General features: G+C 60.0%; 22 protein-coding genes. 3 read left to right on the forward strand and 19 right to left on the reverse strand.

The genetic code is table 11. The features are described 5' to 3' along the window. Window positions 1-6 precede the first annotated feature (6 nt). The 3 genes from ASF13_RS10985 to ASF13_RS10995 form a co-directional block, all read right to left on the reverse strand. Window positions 7-540, reverse strand: coding sequence for a type II secretion system protein N (locus tag ASF13_RS10985; RefSeq protein WP_082502337.1), 534 nt, complete (start codon window positions 538-540; stop codon window positions 7-9). Next, window positions 537-1,079, reverse strand: a complete 543-nt coding sequence (locus tag ASF13_RS10990; RefSeq protein ID WP_056236076.1) for a hypothetical protein — start codon at window positions 1,077-1,079, stop codon at window positions 537-539. The genes ASF13_RS10985 and ASF13_RS10990 overlap by 4 nt, the downstream gene beginning before the upstream one ends. Before the next feature lie 251 nt (window positions 1,080-1,330). Further along, complete coding sequence (locus ASF13_RS10995; protein ID WP_056236079.1) at window positions 1,331-1,840, reverse strand: cytochrome b; 510 nt, start codon at window positions 1,838-1,840, stop codon at window positions 1,331-1,333. 234 nt (window positions 1,841-2,074) lie between these two features. On the opposite strand from ASF13_RS10995, the gene mutT reads away from it, so the two are divergent. Continuing rightward, complete coding sequence (gene mutT, locus ASF13_RS11000) at window positions 2,075-2,467, forward strand: 8-oxo-dGTP diphosphatase MutT (RefSeq protein ID WP_056236081.1); 393 nt, start codon at window positions 2,075-2,077, stop codon at window positions 2,465-2,467. Between the two features lie 33 nt (window positions 2,468-2,500). Here mutT and yacG read toward each other — a convergent pair whose 3' ends face one another. The 12 genes from yacG to ASF13_RS11060 all read right to left on the reverse strand — a co-directional run bounded on the left by yacG (window position 2,501) and on the right by ASF13_RS11060 (window position 11,681). Continuing rightward, the gene (gene yacG, locus ASF13_RS11005; RefSeq protein WP_056236084.1) at window positions 2,501-2,704 is read right to left on the reverse strand and encodes a DNA gyrase inhibitor YacG; all 204 of its coding nucleotides are present in this window, start codon (window positions 2,702-2,704) and stop codon (window positions 2,501-2,503) included. Between the two features lie 10 nt (window positions 2,705-2,714). After that, window positions 2,715-3,458 carry a cell division protein ZapD gene (zapD, locus tag ASF13_RS11010; protein ID WP_056236088.1) on the reverse strand — a complete coding sequence of 248 codons (744 nt, stop codon included), beginning with the start codon at window positions 3,456-3,458 and terminating at the stop codon, window positions 2,715-2,717. 4 nt (window positions 3,459-3,462) lie between these two features. Continuing rightward, complete coding sequence (gene coaE / locus ASF13_RS11015; RefSeq protein ID WP_056236090.1) at window positions 3,463-4,074, reverse strand: dephospho-CoA kinase; 612 nt, start codon at window positions 4,072-4,074, stop codon at window positions 3,463-3,465. Between the two features lie 199 nt (window positions 4,075-4,273). Continuing rightward, on the reverse strand, window positions 4,274-5,473 hold the full coding sequence (gene hofC / locus ASF13_RS11020) for a protein transport protein HofC (protein WP_056236093.1): 1,200 nt from the start codon (window positions 5,471-5,473) through the stop codon (window positions 4,274-4,276). Window positions 5,474-5,616: 143 nt separating this feature from the next. After that, window positions 5,617-7,020, reverse strand: a complete 1,404-nt coding sequence (gene gspE, locus ASF13_RS11025; RefSeq protein WP_056236096.1) for a type II secretion system protein GspE — start codon at window positions 7,018-7,020, stop codon at window positions 5,617-5,619. After that, complete coding sequence (ppdD, locus tag ASF13_RS11030; protein ID WP_056236097.1) at window positions 7,017-7,463, reverse strand: prepilin peptidase-dependent pilin; 447 nt, start codon at window positions 7,461-7,463, stop codon at window positions 7,017-7,019. Before ppdD ends, gspE begins: the two co-directional genes overlap by 4 nt. A gap of 265 nt (window positions 7,464-7,728) precedes the next feature. Next, complete coding sequence (locus tag ASF13_RS11035) at window positions 7,729-8,094, reverse strand: helix-turn-helix domain-containing protein (protein WP_056236101.1); 366 nt, start codon at window positions 8,092-8,094, stop codon at window positions 7,729-7,731. Between the two features lie 34 nt (window positions 8,095-8,128). Then, window positions 8,129-8,389, reverse strand: a complete 261-nt coding sequence (locus ASF13_RS11040; RefSeq protein ID WP_056236104.1) for a type II toxin-antitoxin system RelE/ParE family toxin — start codon at window positions 8,387-8,389, stop codon at window positions 8,129-8,131. A 324-nt stretch (window positions 8,390-8,713) separates the two neighbouring features. Further along, window positions 8,714-9,604: a carboxylating nicotinate-nucleotide diphosphorylase gene (gene nadC, locus ASF13_RS11045; protein WP_056236109.1), complete on the reverse strand. Its 891-nt coding sequence runs from the start codon at window positions 9,602-9,604 to the stop codon at window positions 8,714-8,716. Between the two features lie 179 nt (window positions 9,605-9,783). Beyond that, on the reverse strand, window positions 9,784-10,449 hold the full coding sequence (locus tag ASF13_RS11050) for an anti-sigma factor domain-containing protein (RefSeq protein WP_056236112.1): 666 nt from the start codon (window positions 10,447-10,449) through the stop codon (window positions 9,784-9,786). Next, window positions 10,446-10,994: a sigma-70 family RNA polymerase sigma factor gene (locus tag ASF13_RS11055; protein WP_056236114.1), complete on the reverse strand. Its 549-nt coding sequence runs from the start codon at window positions 10,992-10,994 to the stop codon at window positions 10,446-10,448. Before ASF13_RS11055 ends, ASF13_RS11050 begins: the two co-directional genes overlap by 4 nt. Before the next feature lie 129 nt (window positions 10,995-11,123). Beyond that, complete coding sequence (locus tag ASF13_RS11060; RefSeq protein ID WP_056236118.1) at window positions 11,124-11,681, reverse strand: fasciclin domain-containing protein; 558 nt, start codon at window positions 11,679-11,681, stop codon at window positions 11,124-11,126. A gap of 183 nt (window positions 11,682-11,864) precedes the next feature. Between ASF13_RS11060 and ampD the strand changes: the two genes are divergently transcribed. Together ampD and ampE are read left to right on the forward strand one after the other, a co-directional pair. After that, window positions 11,865-12,437: a 1,6-anhydro-N-acetylmuramyl-L-alanine amidase AmpD gene (ampD, locus tag ASF13_RS11065; protein ID WP_056236121.1), complete on the forward strand. Its 573-nt coding sequence runs from the start codon at window positions 11,865-11,867 to the stop codon at window positions 12,435-12,437. Continuing rightward, on the forward strand, window positions 12,434-13,288 hold the full coding sequence (gene ampE, locus ASF13_RS11070; RefSeq protein ID WP_056236124.1) for a beta-lactamase regulator AmpE: 855 nt from the start codon (window positions 12,434-12,436) through the stop codon (window positions 13,286-13,288). Before ampD ends, ampE begins: the two co-directional genes overlap by 4 nt. Here ampE and ASF13_RS11075 read toward each other — a convergent pair. The 4 genes from ASF13_RS11075 to aroP (ASF13_RS11095) all read right to left on the reverse strand — a co-directional run bounded on the left by ASF13_RS11075 (window position 13,262) and on the right by aroP (ASF13_RS11095) (window position 19,121). After that, on the reverse strand, window positions 13,262-14,233 hold the full coding sequence (locus ASF13_RS11075) for a family 43 glycosylhydrolase (RefSeq protein ID WP_056236127.1): 972 nt from the start codon (window positions 14,231-14,233) through the stop codon (window positions 13,262-13,264). The genes ampE and ASF13_RS11075 overlap by 27 nt on opposite strands. Further along, window positions 14,230-15,645, reverse strand: coding sequence for a glycoside-pentoside-hexuronide (GPH):cation symporter (locus ASF13_RS11080; protein ID WP_056236129.1), 1,416 nt, complete (start codon window positions 15,643-15,645; stop codon window positions 14,230-14,232). Before ASF13_RS11080 ends, ASF13_RS11075 begins: the two co-directional genes overlap by 4 nt. Before the next feature lie 170 nt (window positions 15,646-15,815). Then, window positions 15,816-17,171 carry an aromatic amino acid transporter AroP gene (aroP, locus tag ASF13_RS11085; protein WP_056236131.1) on the reverse strand — a complete coding sequence of 452 codons (1,356 nt, stop codon included), beginning with the start codon at window positions 17,169-17,171 and terminating at the stop codon, window positions 15,816-15,818. 594 nt (window positions 17,172-17,765) lie between these two features. Further along, entirely contained in the window at window positions 17,766-19,121 is a 1,356-nt protein-coding gene (gene aroP / locus ASF13_RS11095) for an aromatic amino acid transporter AroP (protein ID WP_056236136.1), read from the reverse strand. Window positions 19,122-19,496: the final 375 nt, after the last annotated feature.

Genomic DNA, 19,496 nt, shown 5'->3' on the forward strand with positions numbered 1-19,496 from the left:
TCCTGGTTAGTCCGCCATCTTTAGCGAGGCGTATTTTCCCTGGTAGTGGATGATGGCCCGGTCAGGGAAAATGCGGATAAGCTCTGCGCCGCTTTCCGGCAGCGGGTCGCCCGGGCTCAGGCTGTATTGCCTGCTGTTGCTTTGTACAATCAGTAGCGAGCGCTGTGGCAGACTTGAACTGATAATGCCGGTAACCTGCACTGGCAGGTTGCTGGCGGGGGCATTGAACAGACGGGCATCGTCGCTGCTCATCAGCGCATCGTCGCGGCGGAGCCACCTGTCGTCACCGCCGCCCGGCGTCGGGTCATCGGGTTGAAATAAATGCTGTATTTTTTCTACATCACCTGAATAATCCTGGTTCTGTTCCGGCAGGTGGAATGCTTCCGGGGTGGCGAAGGGCGTATTAAAATGCAGGTGCACCGATCGCTCAGCCAGAAACAGTGCGCAGCACAACATAATGATGCCCAAGGCAACCAGCATGAAAAGCTGCCAGTTAGCCGAAAGCACAGAGAGCGATAAATGCCTTTTGCTTAACATCATTTAAACCAGTAAACGGCCAGAGACAGCATGAAGAAAGAAAACATGAAAATGTAAGGTGGCGTATCACCGGGACGCGTTTTTTTCTCTACAGGCTGTTCTTTATTTTCTTCCTGCTGGGGCGTTTCTTTGCCAGCGTAATTTTTTTTTTCATCTTTCGCGACATCAGAATGACTATCCCTCACCACCGTTCGCCACAGGTTTTCATTAAGCTTAAGACCGTAATAGGGTATGGTAACCAGCAGGTTTGCCGGTAGCCCATTACGCTGAAATAGCGAGCGCAACTGGAAGGTCAGCTGGTGATAATTGTTATCACTGATCCGCTGATGGTTTTCATACCAGACGATATTAATGATTTCGCGCTTGGCATTCACTTTCTTGATCAGGCATATTAACAGCCTTTTCTGTGACTCATTCAGATCGAGGGTGATTCCCATTGAAGGGATCGCCATGGTGTTCATGTTGCAATCAATAACCATAAATTCTTCAAAGCACAGAGTTTCTACATCGAGTAATTCCATGCACTCTTCGACGCTCAGCATCTTTTATCCTTTTTCCGTGTGTCTTTTCGGGCTGTAGATGCTAATTTGGTGTCAGTCAGTCTGCAAGGTAATGGCCAGCATGTGAAATGCCTTAAAATATCTATCATGATGTTTTTGAAGGGTTTTATTTTTGGTTTTGCTGTCATTTTTAATGAATTAAAAAGGAGTTAAACATCGGGGATCCCTTTTTCCCAGCATTAACACCTGTCATACACTCTGTCGTGCCCTGTCAGTGTATTGGCGGTTGATGGTCAGGGCAGCATTCTGCGCATGATGCCATGGCCTGCCAGCTGGTGTTTGATCACCGCAAGAATATGCATGATGACCAGCAGTGCCAGCGAGGTGCAGGAAGCCATATGCACGCTGTGGAAGAAATGCGTCAACTGCGGGTCGGTTAAGGGTGCCGGAATACTGAAAAGATTGAATACATTAATACTGCGCTCCATCATCAGAACGCCGGTGACCAGCACTACGCTGATGTTGGTGTAGAGAATAAGATGTACGGCTTTGGCTATTTTATGCGTTTTGCGCTGTGCCGGGGCGACCGCCGGGTCCTTATGCTTCAGGCAGAAGATAATACGCAGGATAAAGAAGGGAATAAAACAGGTGGTGAGCGAGACGTTGATAAACCCGATCAGTTCTGCGGTGGCGGCCGACGGCCTGCCCAGAGGAATGTAAAAACCGCTGATAGTTGCCCAGACGATCACAATGGCTGACAGCCAGTGTAGGTAAATTCGCGGCAGACTATATTTCTTATCCATGATCTGTTCCTGATATAAAAATTGAGTGTGATTAATTATTCGAGCTCACTCTATTTTTTTATCTGCCGCTTGCCAAATATGATTGACTTATTTTCTCTTATTTTAATAGTGATAAGTGAATTGGCTACTGGCACAGGGATTAATCCGTTGTCTGCACGCGCGGCCCGGCGGCCTGTTGCATCGCCAGAGGAGAGAATGGTAGATTCGCCTACTGGTCTTAATCGAGTGAAAATAATGAAACAGTTACAGGTCGCGGTGGGGATTATCCGCGATGCACAACAGCGTATTTTTTTGACCCAACGTGCTGCTGATTCACATATGGCAAACAAATGGGAGTTCGCCGGCGGTAAGCTGGAGCCGGGTGAAAGCGCCGGCGAGGCGCTGAAGCGTGAGCTGAATGAAGAAGTCGGTATTGAGGTCACGGGCTATCAGCCCTACACCACCGTCGAACACAGTTTTAATGACCGGCACGTGACGCTGCACTTCTTCCTGGTGGAGCAGTGGCAGGGCGAGCCGTACGGCCGGGAAGGGCAGCCGCAGCGCTGGGTAGCACAGAGTGAGCTGGACGCCGCCGAGTTTTCACCGGCCAACGCTGAGGTCATTGCGCGCCTGCAGCGCGGTATGTAGCCGAAAACAGGCCGCGCCAGGCGGCCTGCAGAGTCAGTCTCGGAACCCTTCCTGCTCGCTCCAGTCTTCGCTTTCGTTAAGATCGCCGCTGCTGACAATGCGCTTCTCTTCCGCCGCCCATTCGCCGAGGTCGATCAGCTGGCAGCGCTTGCTGCAAAACGGACGCCAGCGGCTTTGTTCATTCCAGATTACCGGCTTCTGGCAGGTCGGGCAGTTTACCGTCGTAACATTACTCATTCTTTGCTCCTTAACAGCAGGCCAGGTCAAAATCGAGCCGCGCGGGCACTTCGCCGCGCTCGCTGTCCAGCGGCATAAAGCGGATCGCGTAGCGGCTCTTATGGCCGGAAACCTGCGGGTACAGTGAATCTTCCAGCTGCAGCTGCAGGCGCAGCAGATCGGCACCTTCGGCGTTATCCTGGAAAAAACCGTTCAGACTGGTGTGGTTGCGGAAGCTGCCGGACTGACGGATCAGATCCAGAATCAGCGTCAGCGCCTCACGGATTGGCGCCAGAGAGGTCATCCAGCGCGCCACCTGTTCATCGCGAACCTGCTGGTCGACGTGCAGCCAGATGTGCAGCGTCGGCAGATCGAAGCTGCAGCAACCGCCCGGAATGCTTAAGCGCTGGCGCACCAGGCTAATCAGCCGGTCTTCGCGCAGCTGCTGGCCAATGCGCGGTGCCGCCATCAGCGCGGTGGCCCGGCTTTTCAGATCCTGGCGCAGCCCGTCAATCCGGCTGAGATCGACGCCGGGAACGTCCGTCCACTGCTGCAGTTTCTGCTGCTGACGGTCCAGCTCTTTCACAATATCGGTACGCAGCTCGCCGCGCTCAAACACGTCCAGCAGCTCGGCCGCGTTGCGGAAGAAGGTCAGCGCGCTCAGATGGTCGGTAACCTGCTGGCTGGCGACCAGCTGGGCGAGTAAAAACTCAATGCGCAGCCAGGTGCGCATTTTTTCGTTTAAAGGGTACTCAAAAAGAACCGTTGTGCTCATGCTGTTAATCCCGATCGCTTGCCGCCGCCAGCGCCAGATAGCGCTGGTTTAGTTCGGCAACGTGCTCTTTCACCGCATCCGGTGAGGCACCGTTATCAATAATGTCGTCGGCCACCGCCAGGCGCGCTTCGCGCGTTGCCTGGGCAGCCAGAATATTTTCGGCCTGTTGCCGGCCAATGCCGTCGCGCGCCATAGTGCGGGATAGCTGAGTTTCTCTGTCCACGTCAACCACCAGGACCCGGCTGGCCAGATGCTGCAGATGGTTCTCAACCAGCAGCGGCACCACCCACAGGCACCAGGCTGAACGCGCTAATGCTAACTGGCGCTGCGTCTCCGCGTGAATCAGTGGATGTAAAAGATTGTTAATCCAGCGTTTATCCTCTGGCGAACTGAAGATTTTCTGTCGCAGAACGGCGCGGTTTAGTCCGCCGTCGGCCAGCAGGATCGCATCGCCGAAGCGCGCATGGATAGCGGCCAGCGCCGGCTGGCCGGGCTCAACGACCTGGCGTGCAATGATGTCGGCATCGACAATATCAATGCCCAGCGCCGCAAAGGCGTTGGCGACGGTACTTTTTCCGCTGCCGATGCCGCCGGTCAGCGCCACGATATAGCGCACAGGTTACCTCCCGTCGTCCTGCGAAGGGCTGCGTGCGGCGTTAACAGGGGATTTCCGTGCGGACGTCAGCAAAATCGGGGCACACATCACAGGACAGGGTTACAGAAAGATTTAGCCGATTGTAGCGTAATTCGTTAAATTTTCGCAGTCCTGGCGGCGCGTTTTTGACGGCATTTGTAACATTCTGACAGGCAGCCTTTTACCCCAGTGCGTCCCCCAGGTTGAACACCGGCAGATACATTGCCACCACCAGGGTACCAACGATACCGCCGGTTACCAGCATCATCAGCGGCTCCAGCGCCGCCGCCAGCGCATCGGCCAGCTGGTGGGAACGGGTTTCATGCCAGCTGGCCAGCCGCGCGAGCAGCGCATCCAGCGAACCGGACTCTTCGCCCACCTTAATCAGCTGGCAGCAGAGCGGCGTAAACAGCGTATGCCCCCGCAACGCCTGATGCAGGGGGTGACCTTCGGCAATATGCTGTTGCAGTTGCTGAACCGCCTCACGCCACAGGCCGGCGCGCAGCGTTTTTTCCACCGCCTGCAGGCTGTCGAGCAGCGTCAGCCCGGCGTGCTGGGTGAGCGCCAGGGTAGTGAAGATCTGGCTGAGCTGGCTGCCGCGCCACAGCGGTGAAACCAGCGGCAGCCGCAGCAGCAGCCGCTGCTCGCCCCTGCGCCACGCGGGCGATCGCCGCCGCTGCCAGCGCCAGGCCAGCCCGCAGGCCAGCGTCAGGCCCGCCAGCAGCGGGGCCTGGCGGCTGAGCAGGCCGGAGAGGGCGATCACCGCAGCGGTAAACGGCGGCAGCGGCGCGTTAAAGGTGCGGTAGATCGCCACAAACTCCGGCAGTACAAACAGCAGCATACCGCCGGTAACCAGCAGCGCCACGGCCAGCACCAGCAGCGGGTAGCGCAGCGCTTTCTTAACCTTCTGCTGCAGCTGCTGCTGGCGTTCCTGCTGTTCTGCCAGCTGCAGGCAGCAGGCATCCAGCTCCCCGGTCAGTTCACCGATGCGGATCAGCGCCGGGTAGAGCGGCGGGAACACGTCCGGCCAGGCTTCCAGCGCCTCAGAGAAGGGGGCACCGCTGCTGATGCGCTGTTGCAACTGCATCAGCAACGCCTGCCAGCCCGCTTCCGGGTGCCCCTCCGCCAGCAGCAGCAGCCCGCCCGCCAGCGGCATACCGGCCTTCAGCAGCGTCGCCAGCTGGCGGATAAACGCCGTTTTCTGCTGCCAGCGCCAGCTGACGCTGCGGTAACGGCGGCCACGCGAAATATGCAGCGGCAGCTGCCCGGCAGCGGCCAGCCGTTCGGTCACCTCAACCGCGCTGGCGGCAAAAACAGCCCCCTGGTGCAGGGCACCTGCCGCATCCAGCGCCTGCCAGCGGAACAGCATGCGCGGGATCATCGCAACAGCCCTGCAGACCAGGCCGACGCGGCCTGTTTTGCGCCGCTTACCGATACGGGCAGGGCTGGCCAGGTGCAGCCGGTGTATGCAGTAAAGGTAGGTTTAACAGGATGCCCGCAGGTTTTTAGCCGCATGAAAGCCATCTATTCTCCTCCGTTTCCCGCCACCCGGTTCAGCTCCTCCAGCGTGGTGTCGCCGCGGTTGACGCAGTGCAGCCCTTCGGTAAACAGCGTGTTCATACCCTGCTGGCGGGCAATTTCCGCCAGCGTCTCCGGGCTGGCGTTTTGCGCCAGCGCGTTCTGCAGCCGCCCGCTGACCGGCAGCAGCTCAAACAGCGCCAGCCGGCCGTAGTAGCCGGAAAAACAGCGCTCGCAGCCCACCGCCCGCCAGTTCTGCACCGTCCCCGGCCAGATATGCGCGGGGAAATGCCCGGTGGCCTCCGCCGGCTGGCGGCAGTGCGGGCAGAGCCGCCGCAGTAACCGCTGGGCAATCACCAGCTTCAGCGCCGAGGCCAACAGGTAGCCGGGCACCCCCATCTGCCCCAGACGCACCAGCGTTTCGGTGGTGGAGTTGGTGTGCAGGGTGGAGAGCACCAGGTGGCCGGTCTGCGCGGCCTTCACCGCGATCTCGGCGGTTTCGCCGTCGCGGATCTCGCCGATCATGATCACGTCCGGATCCTGGCGCAGCAGCGATCGCAGCACCCGGTGAAAATCCAGCCCGGCTTTGGGGTGGATCTGGGTCTGGTTGACGCCGGCCAGTGGGATCTCAATCGGATCTTCCACGCTGCACAGGTTGCGCGAGGCGATATTGAGCCAGCTCAGCCCGCTGTAAAGGGTAAAGGTCTTGCCGCTGCCGGTGGGGCCGGTGACCAGAATCAGCCCCTGCGGCCGTGACAGAGCCTCGCGGTAGCGCTTCAGCAACGGCGCAGGCATCCCCAGCTTGTCCAGCGAGATCGCCTGCGCGTCGCTCTGCAGCAGCCGCACCACCGCTTTCTCACCGAAGCGGGTGGGCAGCGTCGACAGCCGAAACGACGCGGTGGACTCATTCATCGGCAGCGAGAACTGCCCGTCCTGCGGCACCCGGCGTTCGGCAATATCGAGGCTGGCGAGGATCTTCAGCCGGGCGATCAGCGGCGCGCTGCCGGCGTTGCCGCTGCCCTGCAACGGCTGCAGCACGCCGTCCACCCGCAGGCGGATGCGCACGCCGCTCTCCTGCGGTTCAATATGCACGTCGGAAGCTCGCTTCTGTAACGCCATCTGCAGCAGCGCGTTGACCTTATCCACGGTACTGCCGTCGTGCTCCTGATGCTGCTCTTTTGCCACGTGGCGGGCGGCGGGAGCTTCCCGCTGGATGAACTGCTCCAGTCGGGCCTGCGGCCAGCACTCCACTTCAATCGCGCAGTTAGTGGCGAAGCGCAGCGCGGTCATCATCTCGTTCGAGGGCGTTTCGGCCAGCGCGATATGCAGCCGCTGCGGGGTACACTCGACGATTACCGCCTGATAGCGCTGGCAGATCGATTCAACGGCGCGACGGGTAGCGGGGCTCATGGTTTCTCCTCCACGTCATCGAAGCGGAACAGCGCCTGGCAGGCCTCTTTCAGGCTGCCGTTGTCGCTGGCGCAGCTGCGCTGCCAGCTGAGCATGCCGTCTTCGCTGTGCCACTGCGGTTTCAGCGTGACGCTCAGGCCCTGCAGGTTCTCCTGGCCGGTCAGCAGCAGGGTACCTGCCACCACGGTCAGCTGTGACACGTAGCGGGAAGTGCGCGCGGCCGGAACACCGTTGGTCCCGGCGCTGCAGCTGCCGGCACCGCCGTGCTCAATGGCGCACAGCTCAACGGCGGTTTTATACGGCATCGCGGTTTGCAGCATATCGGTCAGCGCCGCCTTCTGCAGATAGCCCTGATAAGCGGGCAGCCCGATGGCGCTGAGAATGGCGACGATCGCGATGACGATCATCAGTTCAATCAGGGTAAAGCCCTGTTGCAGACGCATGGTAAACCTCCTTGTGGTTAACAGAAGGGCACCATAGCGCCGGGAAAAGGGGGCAGCCAGCGGCCGGTTGCGGGGTTCAGAGGCGCTGCGCAAACAGAATTTGTAGCTTGCAGCTTTCACTCTCATAGCGGAACAGGGCGCACAAAAACAGAACCGCAGGCGCAAAAAAACCGCCGGTCGCCGGAGCGGGGCGGTTCTGTTTTACAGCAACGCAGGTGGGCAGATCTGTCAGCGCTGCCGGGAAAAAGCCGGCGGCGTCAGCGGGTCACAGCAGCAGCTGCTCCGGGCGGCAGGCGTAGAGCCGTGCCAGACGCTCGCGGGTTTTTCTCTGCGGTTTACTGTCGGCACGCTCCCACTGAGAAACCGCGGACTGGGTAGTGCCGAGTTTTTCCGCCACCTCGTACTGTGACAGCCCGCGGTGGATGCGCCAGGCGGCCTGCAGGCTGACGTCCTGATCGACCATAATGCTCACCACCTCCTGCGGTACGGTTTCATTATCGTCGGCAGCCGCCGCGTAATCGAGGTTGGCCCAGCCTGGCCCGGCGGCGGCAAGCAGCTGTTCGTAGTCGGTAACGGGCAGCACCACAAACTGGATGTTGCCCAGGCCGTCATAGATATATTGTTTGGACATTGCGCCTCCTTTCTCAACCGGTAATACCGGCGTTTCAGTAAGTCCGGCTGGTTCGGCGTTTCACCTGCTGGATCAGCAGCACCAGTGGCTTACCCTGTACCAGTTCAAAAATCACTCTGTAGTCGCCCACCCGCAGCCGGTGGTAGTTCTCTTCCCCCTCCAGCTTTTTCACATCGAGGATCACCGGCGGGAAGGCCACCAGCTGGGCGGTCTTATCCTTGATGGCCTGTCGATAGCGACGATCGATCGTCAGCAGCTGCTTTAAGGCCCGCTTGGACCAGAGTACGTTTCCCATTCTTCCCCCATTGGCGTCAGGTCGCCAGACGGGGTAATTAGATAGTAGGCCTTAAATCTGATTATTTCAAATTTAAAATCTAATTATCTAATGTCATTTGTGCTCCCCGCTGGCGTTCGGTGTGGGACAGGGTCAGCGCAAACCCGGGGAGAGGCCAGCGGGACGGCATCGGGTTCAGAGGCAGGGCACAGGCTATTTTACCGGTTGCAGCGGGGTACAGCGAGGAAAGGAGGCGCGCCGCAGAATCAGACAAAAAAGGCCAGCCGGCGTGAGGTGAGCATCACGCCGGCTGGCCAGCAGAGGGGGGAGCGTAAACCGCGGCGGTTAGCGGAAGCGCATCGATAGATCCAGCGCCCGCACGTGCTTGGTCAGCGCGCCGACCGAGATATAGTCCACGCCGGTTTCGGCAAAGGTGCGCAGCGTCTGGTCGGTGACGTTACCGGAGACTTCCAGCAGCGCCCGGTTATCGCTCAGCTTCACCGCTTCACGCATCTGCTCCACGCTGAAGTTGTCCAGCATCACGATATCGGCCCCGGCCTGCAGCGCCTGCTCCAGCTCCTCCAGCGACTCCACTTCTACCTCTACCGGCACGTCCGGGTGCAGCCAGAAGGCTTTCTCCACCGCTTTGCTAATCGAGCCGCAGGCGATGATGTGGTTCTCTTTGATCAGAAAGGCGTCCGACAGCCCCAGCCGGTGGTTGGCACCGCCGCCGCACAGCACGGCGTACTTCAGCGCGGTACGCAGCCCCGGCAGGGTTTTGCGCGTATCCAGCAGCTGAGTGCGGGTGCCTTCCAGTAGTGCGACATAGCGGCTGACTTCGGTGGCCACGCCGGAGAGCGTCTGCACAAAGTTCAGCGCGGTGCGCTCGGCGGTGAGCAGCAGCGGTGCCGGGCCGGTGATTTCAAACAGCGGCTGGTCGGCAACCAGCTTATCGCCATCCTCCACGTGCCAGACCAGCTTCGCTTTATTGCCCAGCTGGATAAAGACCTCTTCCACCCAGCGCTTGCCGCAGAAAATGCCGGGTTCACGGGTAATCACCACCGCGTGGGCTGGGGTATCGGCGCTGAGCAGGCTGGCAGTGATGTCGTTATCGGCATCGACATCCCCGCCCAGGTCTTCCCGCAGCGCCTGGGCCACGGCGGGGGGGATATCGTCCTCAATGCGCTCCATCAGTTCCGTGCGGCGGTGGTCCGGATCGTAACGGCGGGATGTCATGGCTTAACTCCGAAAGGTCGGCTAACAGTGGCGACATGCTAGCCTGGTTGCCGCCCCGTTGTCAGCAGTCGCCTGAGCCGGACTGAACATCTCGCCGTTGGCAAATGCCCACTCCTCCGGTCGGGTGAAACTCAGCGTCACCTTTACATCCCTGGCACTCATCCTGCCTGCTGCAGTGGCTACAACCGGGTCACCGGCCCGCTGAACAGCACCGGGCCGGTCGGCAGCCCGGTCGGGGAGCCGCCCTGCGGTTCGAGGCTGATGGCCAGCAGCGGCTGCCCGGCCAGCTCAGGCGCGGTAAGAGTTTGCTGTCGCCGGATATCGGCGGCCAGCAGACCCAGCGACTGCGGTTTTTCCCCTGGTGGGATCAGCCACAGCTGCAGGCTGTGCTGCGGCGGTATCGCCGCGGTGCCCAGCGCCTGCACGGTCAGCTGACGACGGTCGGCGCTCAGGCTGACCACCCAGCTGCCCGCCTGCTGGCTACCGTTAAGTACCGCCACCGCCTGCGGTGCCGGCGCAGGGGAGGGGCTGAGCTGCACCCAGACCAGCGCGCCGGCAAACGAGGCCGCCAGCGCCCAGCCGAGCCACGGCCAGCTGACGCGCCGCCGTACTGCGGGGTCAGCGGGCAGCGAACGAACGATGCGCTGCCACACCGCCTCCGGGGGCTGCACCGGGGTGAGATTACGGTCGAGTTCGGCAAGCGCGTTCTGCCAGCGGCTGACTTCGGCCGCCAGCGCCGGCTCCTGAGGCAGGCGGCGGGCAAAACGGCGGCGTGCCGCGCCGCGCAGGGTGCCGAGGGCATATTCCGCGGCCAGCGCTGAATCATAATCCTGTCTGCTTTTCATAGGCCCACACACGCTTTCAGTTGCATTAATGCGCGCCGGATCCAGCTTTTCACCGTGCCGGCGGGTTGCTGCAGATGCAGCGCAATTTCACCGTGCGACAGCCCCTGATAATACGCCAGCGTCACGCTCTGCCGCTGCTCCGCTGACAGCTGCGCCAGGCAATTCGTCAGCCTGAGCGACTCCGAGCTGAAGGCCTCGCGCTCCGCCCCGGATTCAGTTTCCACCATAACGGTTTCCTCCTCTTCCAGCTCAAGGGCGCGGTTATCCTGCAGCCGCAGATAGTCGATGGCGCGGTTACGGACGATATGGGTCAGCCAGGTTTGCGGAGCGCTGAGCGCCGGGTCATAGCTGGCGGCACGCTGCAGGACGATCAGGAAGCTGTCGTGGAGCACTTCTTCGGCCCAGCCGCGTCGTCGAACCATACGCAGGGCGATAGCAAACAGCCAGGGTGAGTAGCGGCGGTAAACGGCCTCAAATGCGCGTTTATCCCCGGCAGCAACGGCCTGCAGCAGCAGAACCTGGCTGTCTATGGTCTCGTCCGTCATCAGGCGTCCTGAAAAAAAGTGCAGAGGGAGGGGAAATCCAGAATTCCCCCTGCACAAAGTGTATACCCATTATTTTGACTTCAGCGGGTATATTTATTCTTTCCCTTAAGGTGCTGGCGCAATAACGTTTTACGGCATCAGTACGGTATCGATGACGTCGATCACGCCATTTTTCTGCTGTACGTCATAGGTGCTGATACTGGCGACGTTGCCTTTTTCATCTTTCAGCTGAATATTGTGCGGGCCGTTCTGCATGATCCACAGCGGCGCGCCGTTCACCGTTTTCAGCTCGGCGTGGCCGTTGCCCTGCTTAATCTTTTTCATCAGCGCTTTCATATCGTATTTACCCGCCACCACGTGGTAGGTCAGCACGCTGGTCAGCATGGCTTTATTTTCCGGTTTCAGCAGATTGTCCACGGTGCCGGCCGGCAGTTTGCTGAAGGCGGCATTCGTGGGGGCAAACACGGTGAAGGGGCCGGCACCCTGCAGGGTATCCACCAGACCCGCGGCCTTCACGGCGGCTACCAGCGTGGTGTGGTCTTTGGAATTCAGGGCATTCTCGACGATGTTGCGCGACGGATACATTGACGCTCCGCCGACCATCACGGTGTTAGCGGTCATTTCTGCCATTGATGCGGTGCTGAACAGTAATGTGGCACAAACGGCTGAGCAGATAAGCGTTTTCATAAGCAGTTCCTCTGGGGAAAGAAGGCACGGCGTGCCCTGTACTGCTATCTACGGTTGAGGAGGCAAAACGGATGCAGAAAAAAAGAAATTTTTTTCTGTGGTGCCAGACGCGGCGGAGAAGTTTACTTAGCCCGAAAAAAATCATGCTAATCTGAGGGCAATCTGACCACAGAGGAGCAGGGCATGCAGTTGCAACAGGGCTGGATCACGGGCATCAGGCACGTACCTTCGCCGCATTTTAACCCGCGTCCGGACAATGAAACGCCGTCGTTACTGGTTATTCACAATATCAGCCTGCCGCCGGGCCAGTTTGGCGGCCCGTGGATTGACCAGCTGTTCAGCGGTACGCTCGATCCCACCGCCGATCCCTATTTTGCCACCATCGCCCACCTGCAGGTGGCCGCCCACTGTCTGATCCGCCGTGACGGCGAGATCGTCCAGTACGTCCCTTTCGATCTGCGCGCGTGGCACGCGGGCGTCTCCTGCTATCAGGGGCGCGAGGCGTGTAACGACTTCTCGATTGGCATCGAACTGGAGGGGACCGATACGCTGCCCTATACCGACGCGCAGTATCAGGCGCTGCTGGCGGTGACCCAACTGCTGATCGGCCACTATCCTGCGCTGGCGCAACATATTACCGGCCACAGCGATATCGCCCCCGAACGTAAAACCGATCCCGGCCCGGCCTTTGACTGGGGTCGTTTCCGCGCGGCGCTGGCGCAGCCTGTGGCACATTTACCGGAGGTTCAGCCATGACGCTGTTTAGTTTATTACTGGTATTAGGCTGGGAACGGCTGTTTAAGCTGGGGGAACACTGGCAGCTGGACCACCTGCTGGAGCCGCTGTTCCGCCCGCGCCAGCGTTTTTCGCTGCTGCGCACGCTGCTGATGGTGCTGCTGGCGATGGCGCTGACCGCGCTCTGCCTGCTGGCGCTACGTGGGCTGTTCTTCGGCCTGCCGCAGCTGCTGTTCTGGATCGTCGTCGGGCTGCTGTGCATCGGTGCCGGGTCGGTACGGCTGCACTATCACGCCTACCTGAAGGCCGCAGGCCGCAACGATACCGATGCGCACAATGCGATGGCCGAAGAGCTGGCGCTGATCCACGGGCTGCCGGGCGAGTGCAGCGAGCGTGAATACCTGTGCGAGCTGCAGAACGCGCTGCTGTGGATCAACTTCCGTTTCTACCTCGCGCCGCTGTTCTGGTTTGTGGTGGGCGGCCCGTGGGGGCCGGTACTGCTGGTGGGTTATGCCTTCCTGCGCGCCTGGCAGAGCTGGCTGGCGAAGCGGCAGACGCCGCTGGCGCGCGCGCAGTCCGGGATTGATGCGCTGCTGCACTGGCTGGACTGGATCCCGGTGCGCCTCGCCGGCGTGGCCTACGCGCTGCTCGGCCACGGTGAACGGGCGCTGCCGGCGTGGTTTGCCTCGCTGGGCGATCGTCACACCCCGCAGTATCAGGTGCTGACCCGGCTGGCACAGTTTTCGCTGGCGCGCGATCCCCACCAGGACAAGGTGGAGACTCCGCGCGTGGCGGTTGCGCTGGCGAAGAAGGTTTCACTGGTGCTGGTGGTGGTGGTGGCGCTGCTAACCATTTACGGCACGCTGGTCTGACGCCGTATCCGCGGGCGGGGTGCCAAATACCGGCATGCCGTCCGCGTCCCAGGTGAATGCTTTCACCCGCGTATGGCGGTTTGGATCGTACAGCGGGTCCCCCTCGATTTCGGTGTAGTTGCGTGCGTGATACACCAGCAGGTCCTCACCGTTCTCCCCCTGCGTAAAGCTGTTGTGCCCCGGTCCGTACTGACGATTCTGCCAGCTGGTGCTGAACACCGGCGCGGCCGATTTTTGCCAGTTCTCTGCGATCAGCGGATCGGCATCCGCATCAATCCACAGCAGCCCCATGCAGTAGTTTTCATCGGTGGCGCTGGCCGAATAGCTGATGAACAGGCGCTGACCGTGGCGGATCGCCGCCGGCCCCTCGTTGACGCTGAAACCTGCGCACTCCCACTCATACTGTGGACGGCTGAGCATTACCGGCTGTCCTGCGATCTGCCACGGGGTGGCCAGCCCGGCAAGATAGAGGTTCGAGTTGCCGGGAATCGCCGGGTCTTTCTGCGCCCACAGATACCAGTTGCGTCCCTGATGGACAAAGTGGGTGGCATCCAGCGAGAAGCTGTCGATCGGCGTCGCCATGCGCCCGCGATCGACCCAGCGGCCGCTGAGCGGATCGGCATCGTCGCAGGTCAGGGTGTACATACGGTGCTGGAACAGGCCGTCTTTGATCTCCTGCGACGGTGCGGCGGCGTAGTAAATCACCCACCGTCCGTCGATGCGGTGCAGCTCCGGTGCCCAGATCAGCGCGCTCTGCGGGCCGCTGGTGGGCTTGCGCCACACCACGCTGGCCGCGGCCGTCGCCAGCCCGGCCAGCGTCGCAGCGCGGCGGATCTCCAGCCGGTCGTACTCGGGCACCGAGGCGATAAAATAGTAGTGGTTATCGTGGCGCAGGATAAACGGGTCGGCGCGCTGTTCGATCAACGGGTTTGGCCAGTGGCTCATCGGGAGGCTCCTTGCGGGTCAGTACCCTGTGGTTGTAGGGCGGCAGCGGGGGCCGCGTGCGGGGCATCGGCACGGCGTTGTGCCAGGTCACGCTGGATCTGCAGCATCAGCGTGCGGTCAACTTTCAGCAGGCGTACCACACCGGCGGTTACCAGATAGCCAATGCCGGGAATGACGGTAAACAGCAGCACGATGCCGTTAACGGCGCTGGCGCTCTGCTGTTTCGCGCCGGCATCGTAGCCGTACCACGACAGCAGAAAACCGACCATCGCCCCGGCCACCGCCAGCCCGACCTTAAGGAAGAACAGGTTGCCGGAGAAGCTGATGCCGGTGATGCGTTTGCCGGTTTTCCATTCGCCGTAATCGTCGACGTCCGCCATCAGCGACCAGTGCAGCGGGGAGGGGATCTGGTGCAGGATATTGAGCAGGAAGTAGAGCACCAGCACCATCATCGTCGCCTGCGGATTGACGAAGTAAAACGCGCAGGAGAATACCGCCAGCACGATATTGGTCCAGAAGAACACTTTCAGCTTGCACCAGCGGTCGGTCAGCACCTTGGCCAGCGTGCTGCCGATCATCATGCCCACCACGCCAAGGCTGATAAACAGCGTGGCGAAGTGGGTGGACTGCTGCATCACCCAGGTGACGTAGTACATGGTGGCCGCCATACGGATAAAGCCGGGGCAGACGTTGCACAGCGTCAGCAGCAGGATGCGCACCCACTGGTCGTTCTTCCACGCATCGCGCAGGTCATTTTTGATATCGTCGTTGGTCGGGGCGGCGGGGCGGATGCGCTCGCGCACCGTGGCAAAGCAGAACAGGAACATCAGCAGCGCCACCAGCGCCATTACCCCCATCGCCATCTGATAGCCGCGCGCCTTATTGTCGCCGCCGAACCAGTCGGCCAGCGGCAGCAGGGTCAGCGACAGGATCAGCGTGGCCACGCCAACCATCACAAAGCGGTACGACTGGCAGGAGACGCGCTCGCCCGGATCGCTGGTGATGACGCCACCCAGCGAGCAGTAGGGAATGTTGATGGCGGTATAGGTGAGCGACATCAGGAAGTAGGTGGCAAACGCCCAGATCACCTTGCTGTTATAGCTCCACTCCGGGGTGGTGAACATCAGCACGCTGAACAGCACGTAGGGCACGCAGACCCACAGCAGCCAGGGGCGGAAACGTCCCCAGCGGCTCTGCGTGCGATCGGCAATCGCGCCCATAATCGGATCGGTCACCGCATCCAGCACCCGCACCGACAGCAGCAGTATGCCGACCAGCGCCGGGGCCAGGCCAAACACATCGGTGTAGAAATAGTTAAGGAACAGCATGATTGCGCCGCCGATCATATTGCATCCCGCGTCGCCCATGCCGTAACCGATTTTCTCTCTGACGGACAGCTTTTCGCCCTGCATGGCCGTATCTCCTGCTCTGTTAAGGTTCAGAACAGTATTTACGCTTTACGTCGAGGTATCGCTGGGGGAAAGCGTCGCAGAAATGGACAAAACCGCTGCCGGGGGGAAAGTGTGAAGCAGTTAACAGTTCGGCCAGCGGGCGCTGGCCGAAACAGAAGCAAAGGTAATGATTAAGCGCGCTGGCTGCGGTTCTTAATCACGTAACCCACCGCCAGAATCGCGATCCACACCGGGATCAGCCACACCGAGATCGCCATCCCCGGGGTCATCGCCATCAGCACCAGGATACCGGCGAGGAACAGCAGGCAGATCCAGTTACCCAGCGGGTAGAACAGCGCCGGGAAGCGGGTTTTCACGCCCTGCTGGTCTTTCTTACGACGGAATTTGATGTGTGCCAAGCTGATCATCGCCCAGTTAATCACCAGCGCCGAGACCACCAGCGCCATCAGCAGGCCAAAGGCCTCACCCGGCATCAGGTAGTTGAGCAGCACGCAGAGCCCGGTAGCCACCGCTGAGAAGGCGATTGACAGCACCGGCACGCCGCGGCCATCAACTTTCAGCAGCGCTTTCGGGGCGTTGCCCTGCTGCGCCAGGCCGAACAGCATACGGCTGTTGCAGTACACGCAGCTGTTGTACACCGACAGCGCGGCGGTGAGGATCACCACGTTCAGCGCGTTGGCTACCAGCGCATCGCCCAGCTCATGGAAGATCAGCACGAACGGGCTGGTATCGGCGGTGACGCGGGTCCACGGCAGCAGCGACAGCAGCACCGCCAGCGAGCCGATATAGAAGATCAGGATGCGCCAGATCACCTGGTTAGTGGCTTTCGGGATACTGGTTTCCGGGTTATCGGCTTCGGCGGCGGTAATACCGACCAGCTCCAGGCCACCAAAGGAGAACATGATGATCGCCATCATCATCACCAGCCCGGTAAAGCCGTGAGGCAGGAAGCCGCCCTGTTCCCACAGGTTGCGCACGGTGGCCTGCGGGCCGGCGTTGCCGCTGAACAGCAGCCAGCCGCCGAACAGGATCATACCGATTACCGCTGCTACTTTGATAATGGCGAACCAGAACTCCATCTCACCGAACACTTTGACGTTGGTCAGGTTGATGGCGTTGATCAGCACAAAGAAGGCGGCGGCAGAGGCCCAGGTGGGGATCTCCGGGTACCAGAACTGAATATATTTGCCGACCGCGGTCAGCTCGGCCATCGCCACCAGCACGTAGAGCACCCAGTAGTTCCAGCCGGAGGCAAAACCGGCAAAGTTACCCCAGTACTTATAGGCAAAATGGCTGAATGAACCGGCAACCGGCTCCTCCACGACCATCTCACCCAGCTGGCGCATAATTAAGAAGGCAATAAAACCGGCAATGGCGTAGCCAAGAATAACCCCTGGCCCGGCCGACTGAATAACCGATGCACTGCCCAGAAACAGGCCGGTACCGACGGCCCCACCCAATGCGATCAGCTGGATGTGGCGGTTCTTCAGGCCACGGTGCAGCGTTTCGCCCTGCTGTTGTCCCATGTGTAACCTCGTGATGTTTTCTTATTGTGTGTTCAGCAGGCCCTGTTATCCCGCTGTATCGTAAACTTTACGCTGTCATGTAAGCAAATGTGAGTCTTAACATAGCCTCAGCATGAGAATAGTGCTATGCCCAGTGCTTTGCACTCGCTTTCTGTTCATACCACGCATAATCGACTAAAAAATCAGCGCGCCATCCCACTTTTTACCGCCTTTGTTTTGTCACAAATTGTATTAAATGACGAATAACATTCTCTTATGGCTGGCGGGCAAGATGAACGTGGTTCAGGAACAGCGGCAGCTGACCCCGCCGTCAGCGGGATGGCAAAGGTCTGAAGATAAAGAGGACCGAAAGGGAAGGATAAAGATAAGGAGAAAAGCGATGAGGGCGCCGTAAGACGGTGGTTCGGGAAATTGCGCAGCAGGATAAGGTGAAGACAGTGGAGACAGTGGAGACAGTGGAGGCAGTGAACACAGTGAACACAGTGAACACCGTGAGGATAATGCCGGGGTCAGCGAAGACCGGCAGTGGTCACTGGCATCGCAGGGCCGTTCCGGGGCAGCCTCTCCCCGCAACGGCCTGCGACTTTGGCTGAATTAGCTCTGAACGCCGCGACCTTTAACGGCAAAGCCTGCCGCCAGCACGCCAATCCACACCGGAATCAGCCATACCGAGATCGCCATGCCCGGCGTCATCGCCATAATCACCAGCACGCCGGCCATAAAGGCCAGGCACAGCCAGTTGCCAAACGGGTAGAACAGCGCCTTAAAGCGCGGCTGCAGCCCCTGCTGGTTAGCGCGCTTGCGAAAGCGCAGGTGCGCCAGGCTGATCATCGCCCAGTTGATGATAAGCGTCGAGACGACCAGCGACATCAGCAGGTTAAAGGCTTCGCCCGGCATCAGGTAGTTGATCAGCACGCCGATCGCGGCGGCCGCCGCTGAGATCAGAATGGCGTTTACCGGCACGCCGCGACGGTCGACCTTCATCAGCGCTTTTGGTGCGTTGCCCTGCTGCGCCAGGCCAAACAGCATCCGGCTGTTGCTGTAGACGCAGCTGTTATAGACCGACAGCGCGGCGGTGAGGATCACCACGTTCAGCGCGTTGGCCACCAGGCCGTCGCCCAGCTCGTGGAAGATCAGCACAAACGGGCTGGTATCTTCGCTGATGCGCATCCACGGCATCAGCGACAGCAGCACGGTCAGCGAGCCAATGTAGAAGATCAGGATGCGCCACAGCACCTGGTTAATCGCTTTCGGGATGCTCTGCTGCGGGTTCTCGGCTTCCGCCGCGGTGAGGCCGATCATCTCCAGCCCGCCGAACGAAAACATAATGATGGCGATCATCATCACCAGCCCGTGCCAGCCGTTGGGCATAAAGCCACCGTGGCTCCACAGGTTGCTTACACTGGCCTGCGGGCCGCCGTTGCCGCTGAACAGCAGCCAGCCGCCGAAGGCGATCATCGCGACGACCGCCACCACCTTAATAATGGCAAACCAGAACTCCACCTCACCAAACATCTTCACGTTGGTCAGGTTGATGGCGTTGATCAGCACAAAGAACACCGCCGCAGACGCCCACGTCGGGATCTCCGGGTACCAGAACTGGATGTATTTCCCCACGGCGGTCAGCTCGGCCATCGCCACCAGCACGTACAGCGCCCAGTTATTCCAGCCGGACGCAAAACCGGCGAACGGGCCCCAGTATTTGTGGGCAAAGTGGCTGAAGCTGCCCGCCACCGGCTCTTCCACAATCATCTCGCCCATCTGGCGCATGATCAGAAAGGCGATAAAGCCGGCAATGGCGTAACCCAGAATGACCGCGGGGCCGGCCGATTTGATCACCGATGCGCTGCCCAGAAACAGGCCGGTGCCGACGGCGCCGCCCAATGCGATCAGCTGAATGTGGCGGTTCTTTAAGCCGCGATGCAGCGTGTCGCCCTGCTGTTGTTCCATACTCTTCCTCGTGATGCGGTTTTTATTTTTAGCTACCAGAGTGGTGCAAGGTAATAACGTACTGAAATGTTTACGCTTATCCCGTAACGAAAACGTCTGCGAATCTTGCGTCGCGCAGAGAATAGTGCCGCGCGCGGCGTAATGCACTTTCTTTATGCTGTCTGCTGACCGGGGTGGTTGAAAATGCATCGAACGTGCTGTGTAAGGTAATGAAAATTTTATGTCGCAGAAGAAGTGCATTAAGCCATTTTCTACGGAGGCCTCAGGCGGAGGGAGCGTCGACTAAACTGCTGCCATGTTTCAAAAAAGTTTGATTTTTTAACATTAACAGTACATTCAACCCGCTGCCCGGCGGGGTTTAACAACCCCTGTCAG

The sequence above is a fragment of the Erwinia sp. Leaf53 genome (assembly GCF_001422605.1).
GTDB lineage: Bacteria > Pseudomonadota > Gammaproteobacteria > Enterobacterales > Enterobacteriaceae > Erwinia.

Bases quoted from the DNA above. Each gene is read 5' to 3' on its own strand.
- ASF13_RS10985 (WP_082502337.1), bottom strand. From the start codon at position 540: ATGATGTTAAGCAAAAGGCATTTATCGCTCTCTGTGCTTTCGGCTAAC.
- ASF13_RS10990 (WP_056236076.1), bottom strand. From the start codon at position 1,079: ATGCTGAGCGTCGAAGAGTGCATGGAATTACTCGATGTAGAAACTCTG.
- ASF13_RS10995 (WP_056236079.1), bottom strand. From the start codon at position 1,840: ATGGATAAGAAATATAGTCTGCCGCGAATTTACCTACACTGGCTGTCA.
- mutT (WP_056236081.1), top strand. From the start codon at position 2,075: ATGAAACAGTTACAGGTCGCGGTGGGGATTATCCGCGATGCACAACAG.
- yacG (WP_056236084.1), bottom strand. From the start codon at position 2,704: ATGAGTAATGTTACGACGGTAAACTGCCCGACCTGCCAGAAGCCGGTA.
- zapD (WP_056236088.1), bottom strand. From the start codon at position 3,458: ATGAGCACAACGGTTCTTTTTGAGTACCCTTTAAACGAAAAAATGCGC.
- hofC (WP_056236093.1), bottom strand. From the start codon at position 5,473: ATGATCCCGCGCATGCTGTTCCGCTGGCAGGCGCTGGATGCGGCAGGT.
- gspE (WP_056236096.1), bottom strand. From the start codon at position 7,020: ATGAGCCCCGCTACCCGTCGCGCCGTTGAATCGATCTGCCAGCGCTAT.
- ppdD (WP_056236097.1), bottom strand. From the start codon at position 7,463: ATGCGTCTGCAACAGGGCTTTACCCTGATTGAACTGATGATCGTCATC.
- ASF13_RS11035 (WP_056236101.1), bottom strand. From the start codon at position 8,094: ATGTCCAAACAATATATCTATGACGGCCTGGGCAACATCCAGTTTGTG.
- ASF13_RS11040 (WP_056236104.1), bottom strand. From the start codon at position 8,389: ATGGGAAACGTACTCTGGTCCAAGCGGGCCTTAAAGCAGCTGCTGACG.
- nadC (WP_056236109.1), bottom strand. From the start codon at position 9,604: ATGACATCCCGCCGTTACGATCCGGACCACCGCCGCACGGAACTGATG.
- ASF13_RS11050 (WP_056236112.1), bottom strand. From the start codon at position 10,449: ATGAAAAGCAGACAGGATTATGATTCAGCGCTGGCCGCGGAATATGCC.
- ASF13_RS11055 (WP_056236114.1), bottom strand. From the start codon at position 10,994: ATGACGGACGAGACCATAGACAGCCAGGTTCTGCTGCTGCAGGCCGTT.
- ASF13_RS11060 (WP_056236118.1), bottom strand. From the start codon at position 11,681: ATGAAAACGCTTATCTGCTCAGCCGTTTGTGCCACATTACTGTTCAGC.
- ampD (WP_056236121.1), top strand. From the start codon at position 11,865: ATGCAGTTGCAACAGGGCTGGATCACGGGCATCAGGCACGTACCTTCG.
- ampE (WP_056236124.1), top strand. From the start codon at position 12,434: ATGACGCTGTTTAGTTTATTACTGGTATTAGGCTGGGAACGGCTGTTT.
- ASF13_RS11075 (WP_056236127.1), bottom strand. From the start codon at position 14,233: ATGAGCCACTGGCCAAACCCGTTGATCGAACAGCGCGCCGACCCGTTT.
- ASF13_RS11080 (WP_056236129.1), bottom strand. From the start codon at position 15,645: ATGCAGGGCGAAAAGCTGTCCGTCAGAGAGAAAATCGGTTACGGCATG.
- aroP (WP_056236131.1), bottom strand. From the start codon at position 17,171: ATGGGACAACAGCAGGGCGAAACGCTGCACCGTGGCCTGAAGAACCGC.
- aroP (WP_056236136.1), bottom strand. From the start codon at position 19,121: ATGGAACAACAGCAGGGCGACACGCTGCATCGCGGCTTAAAGAACCGC.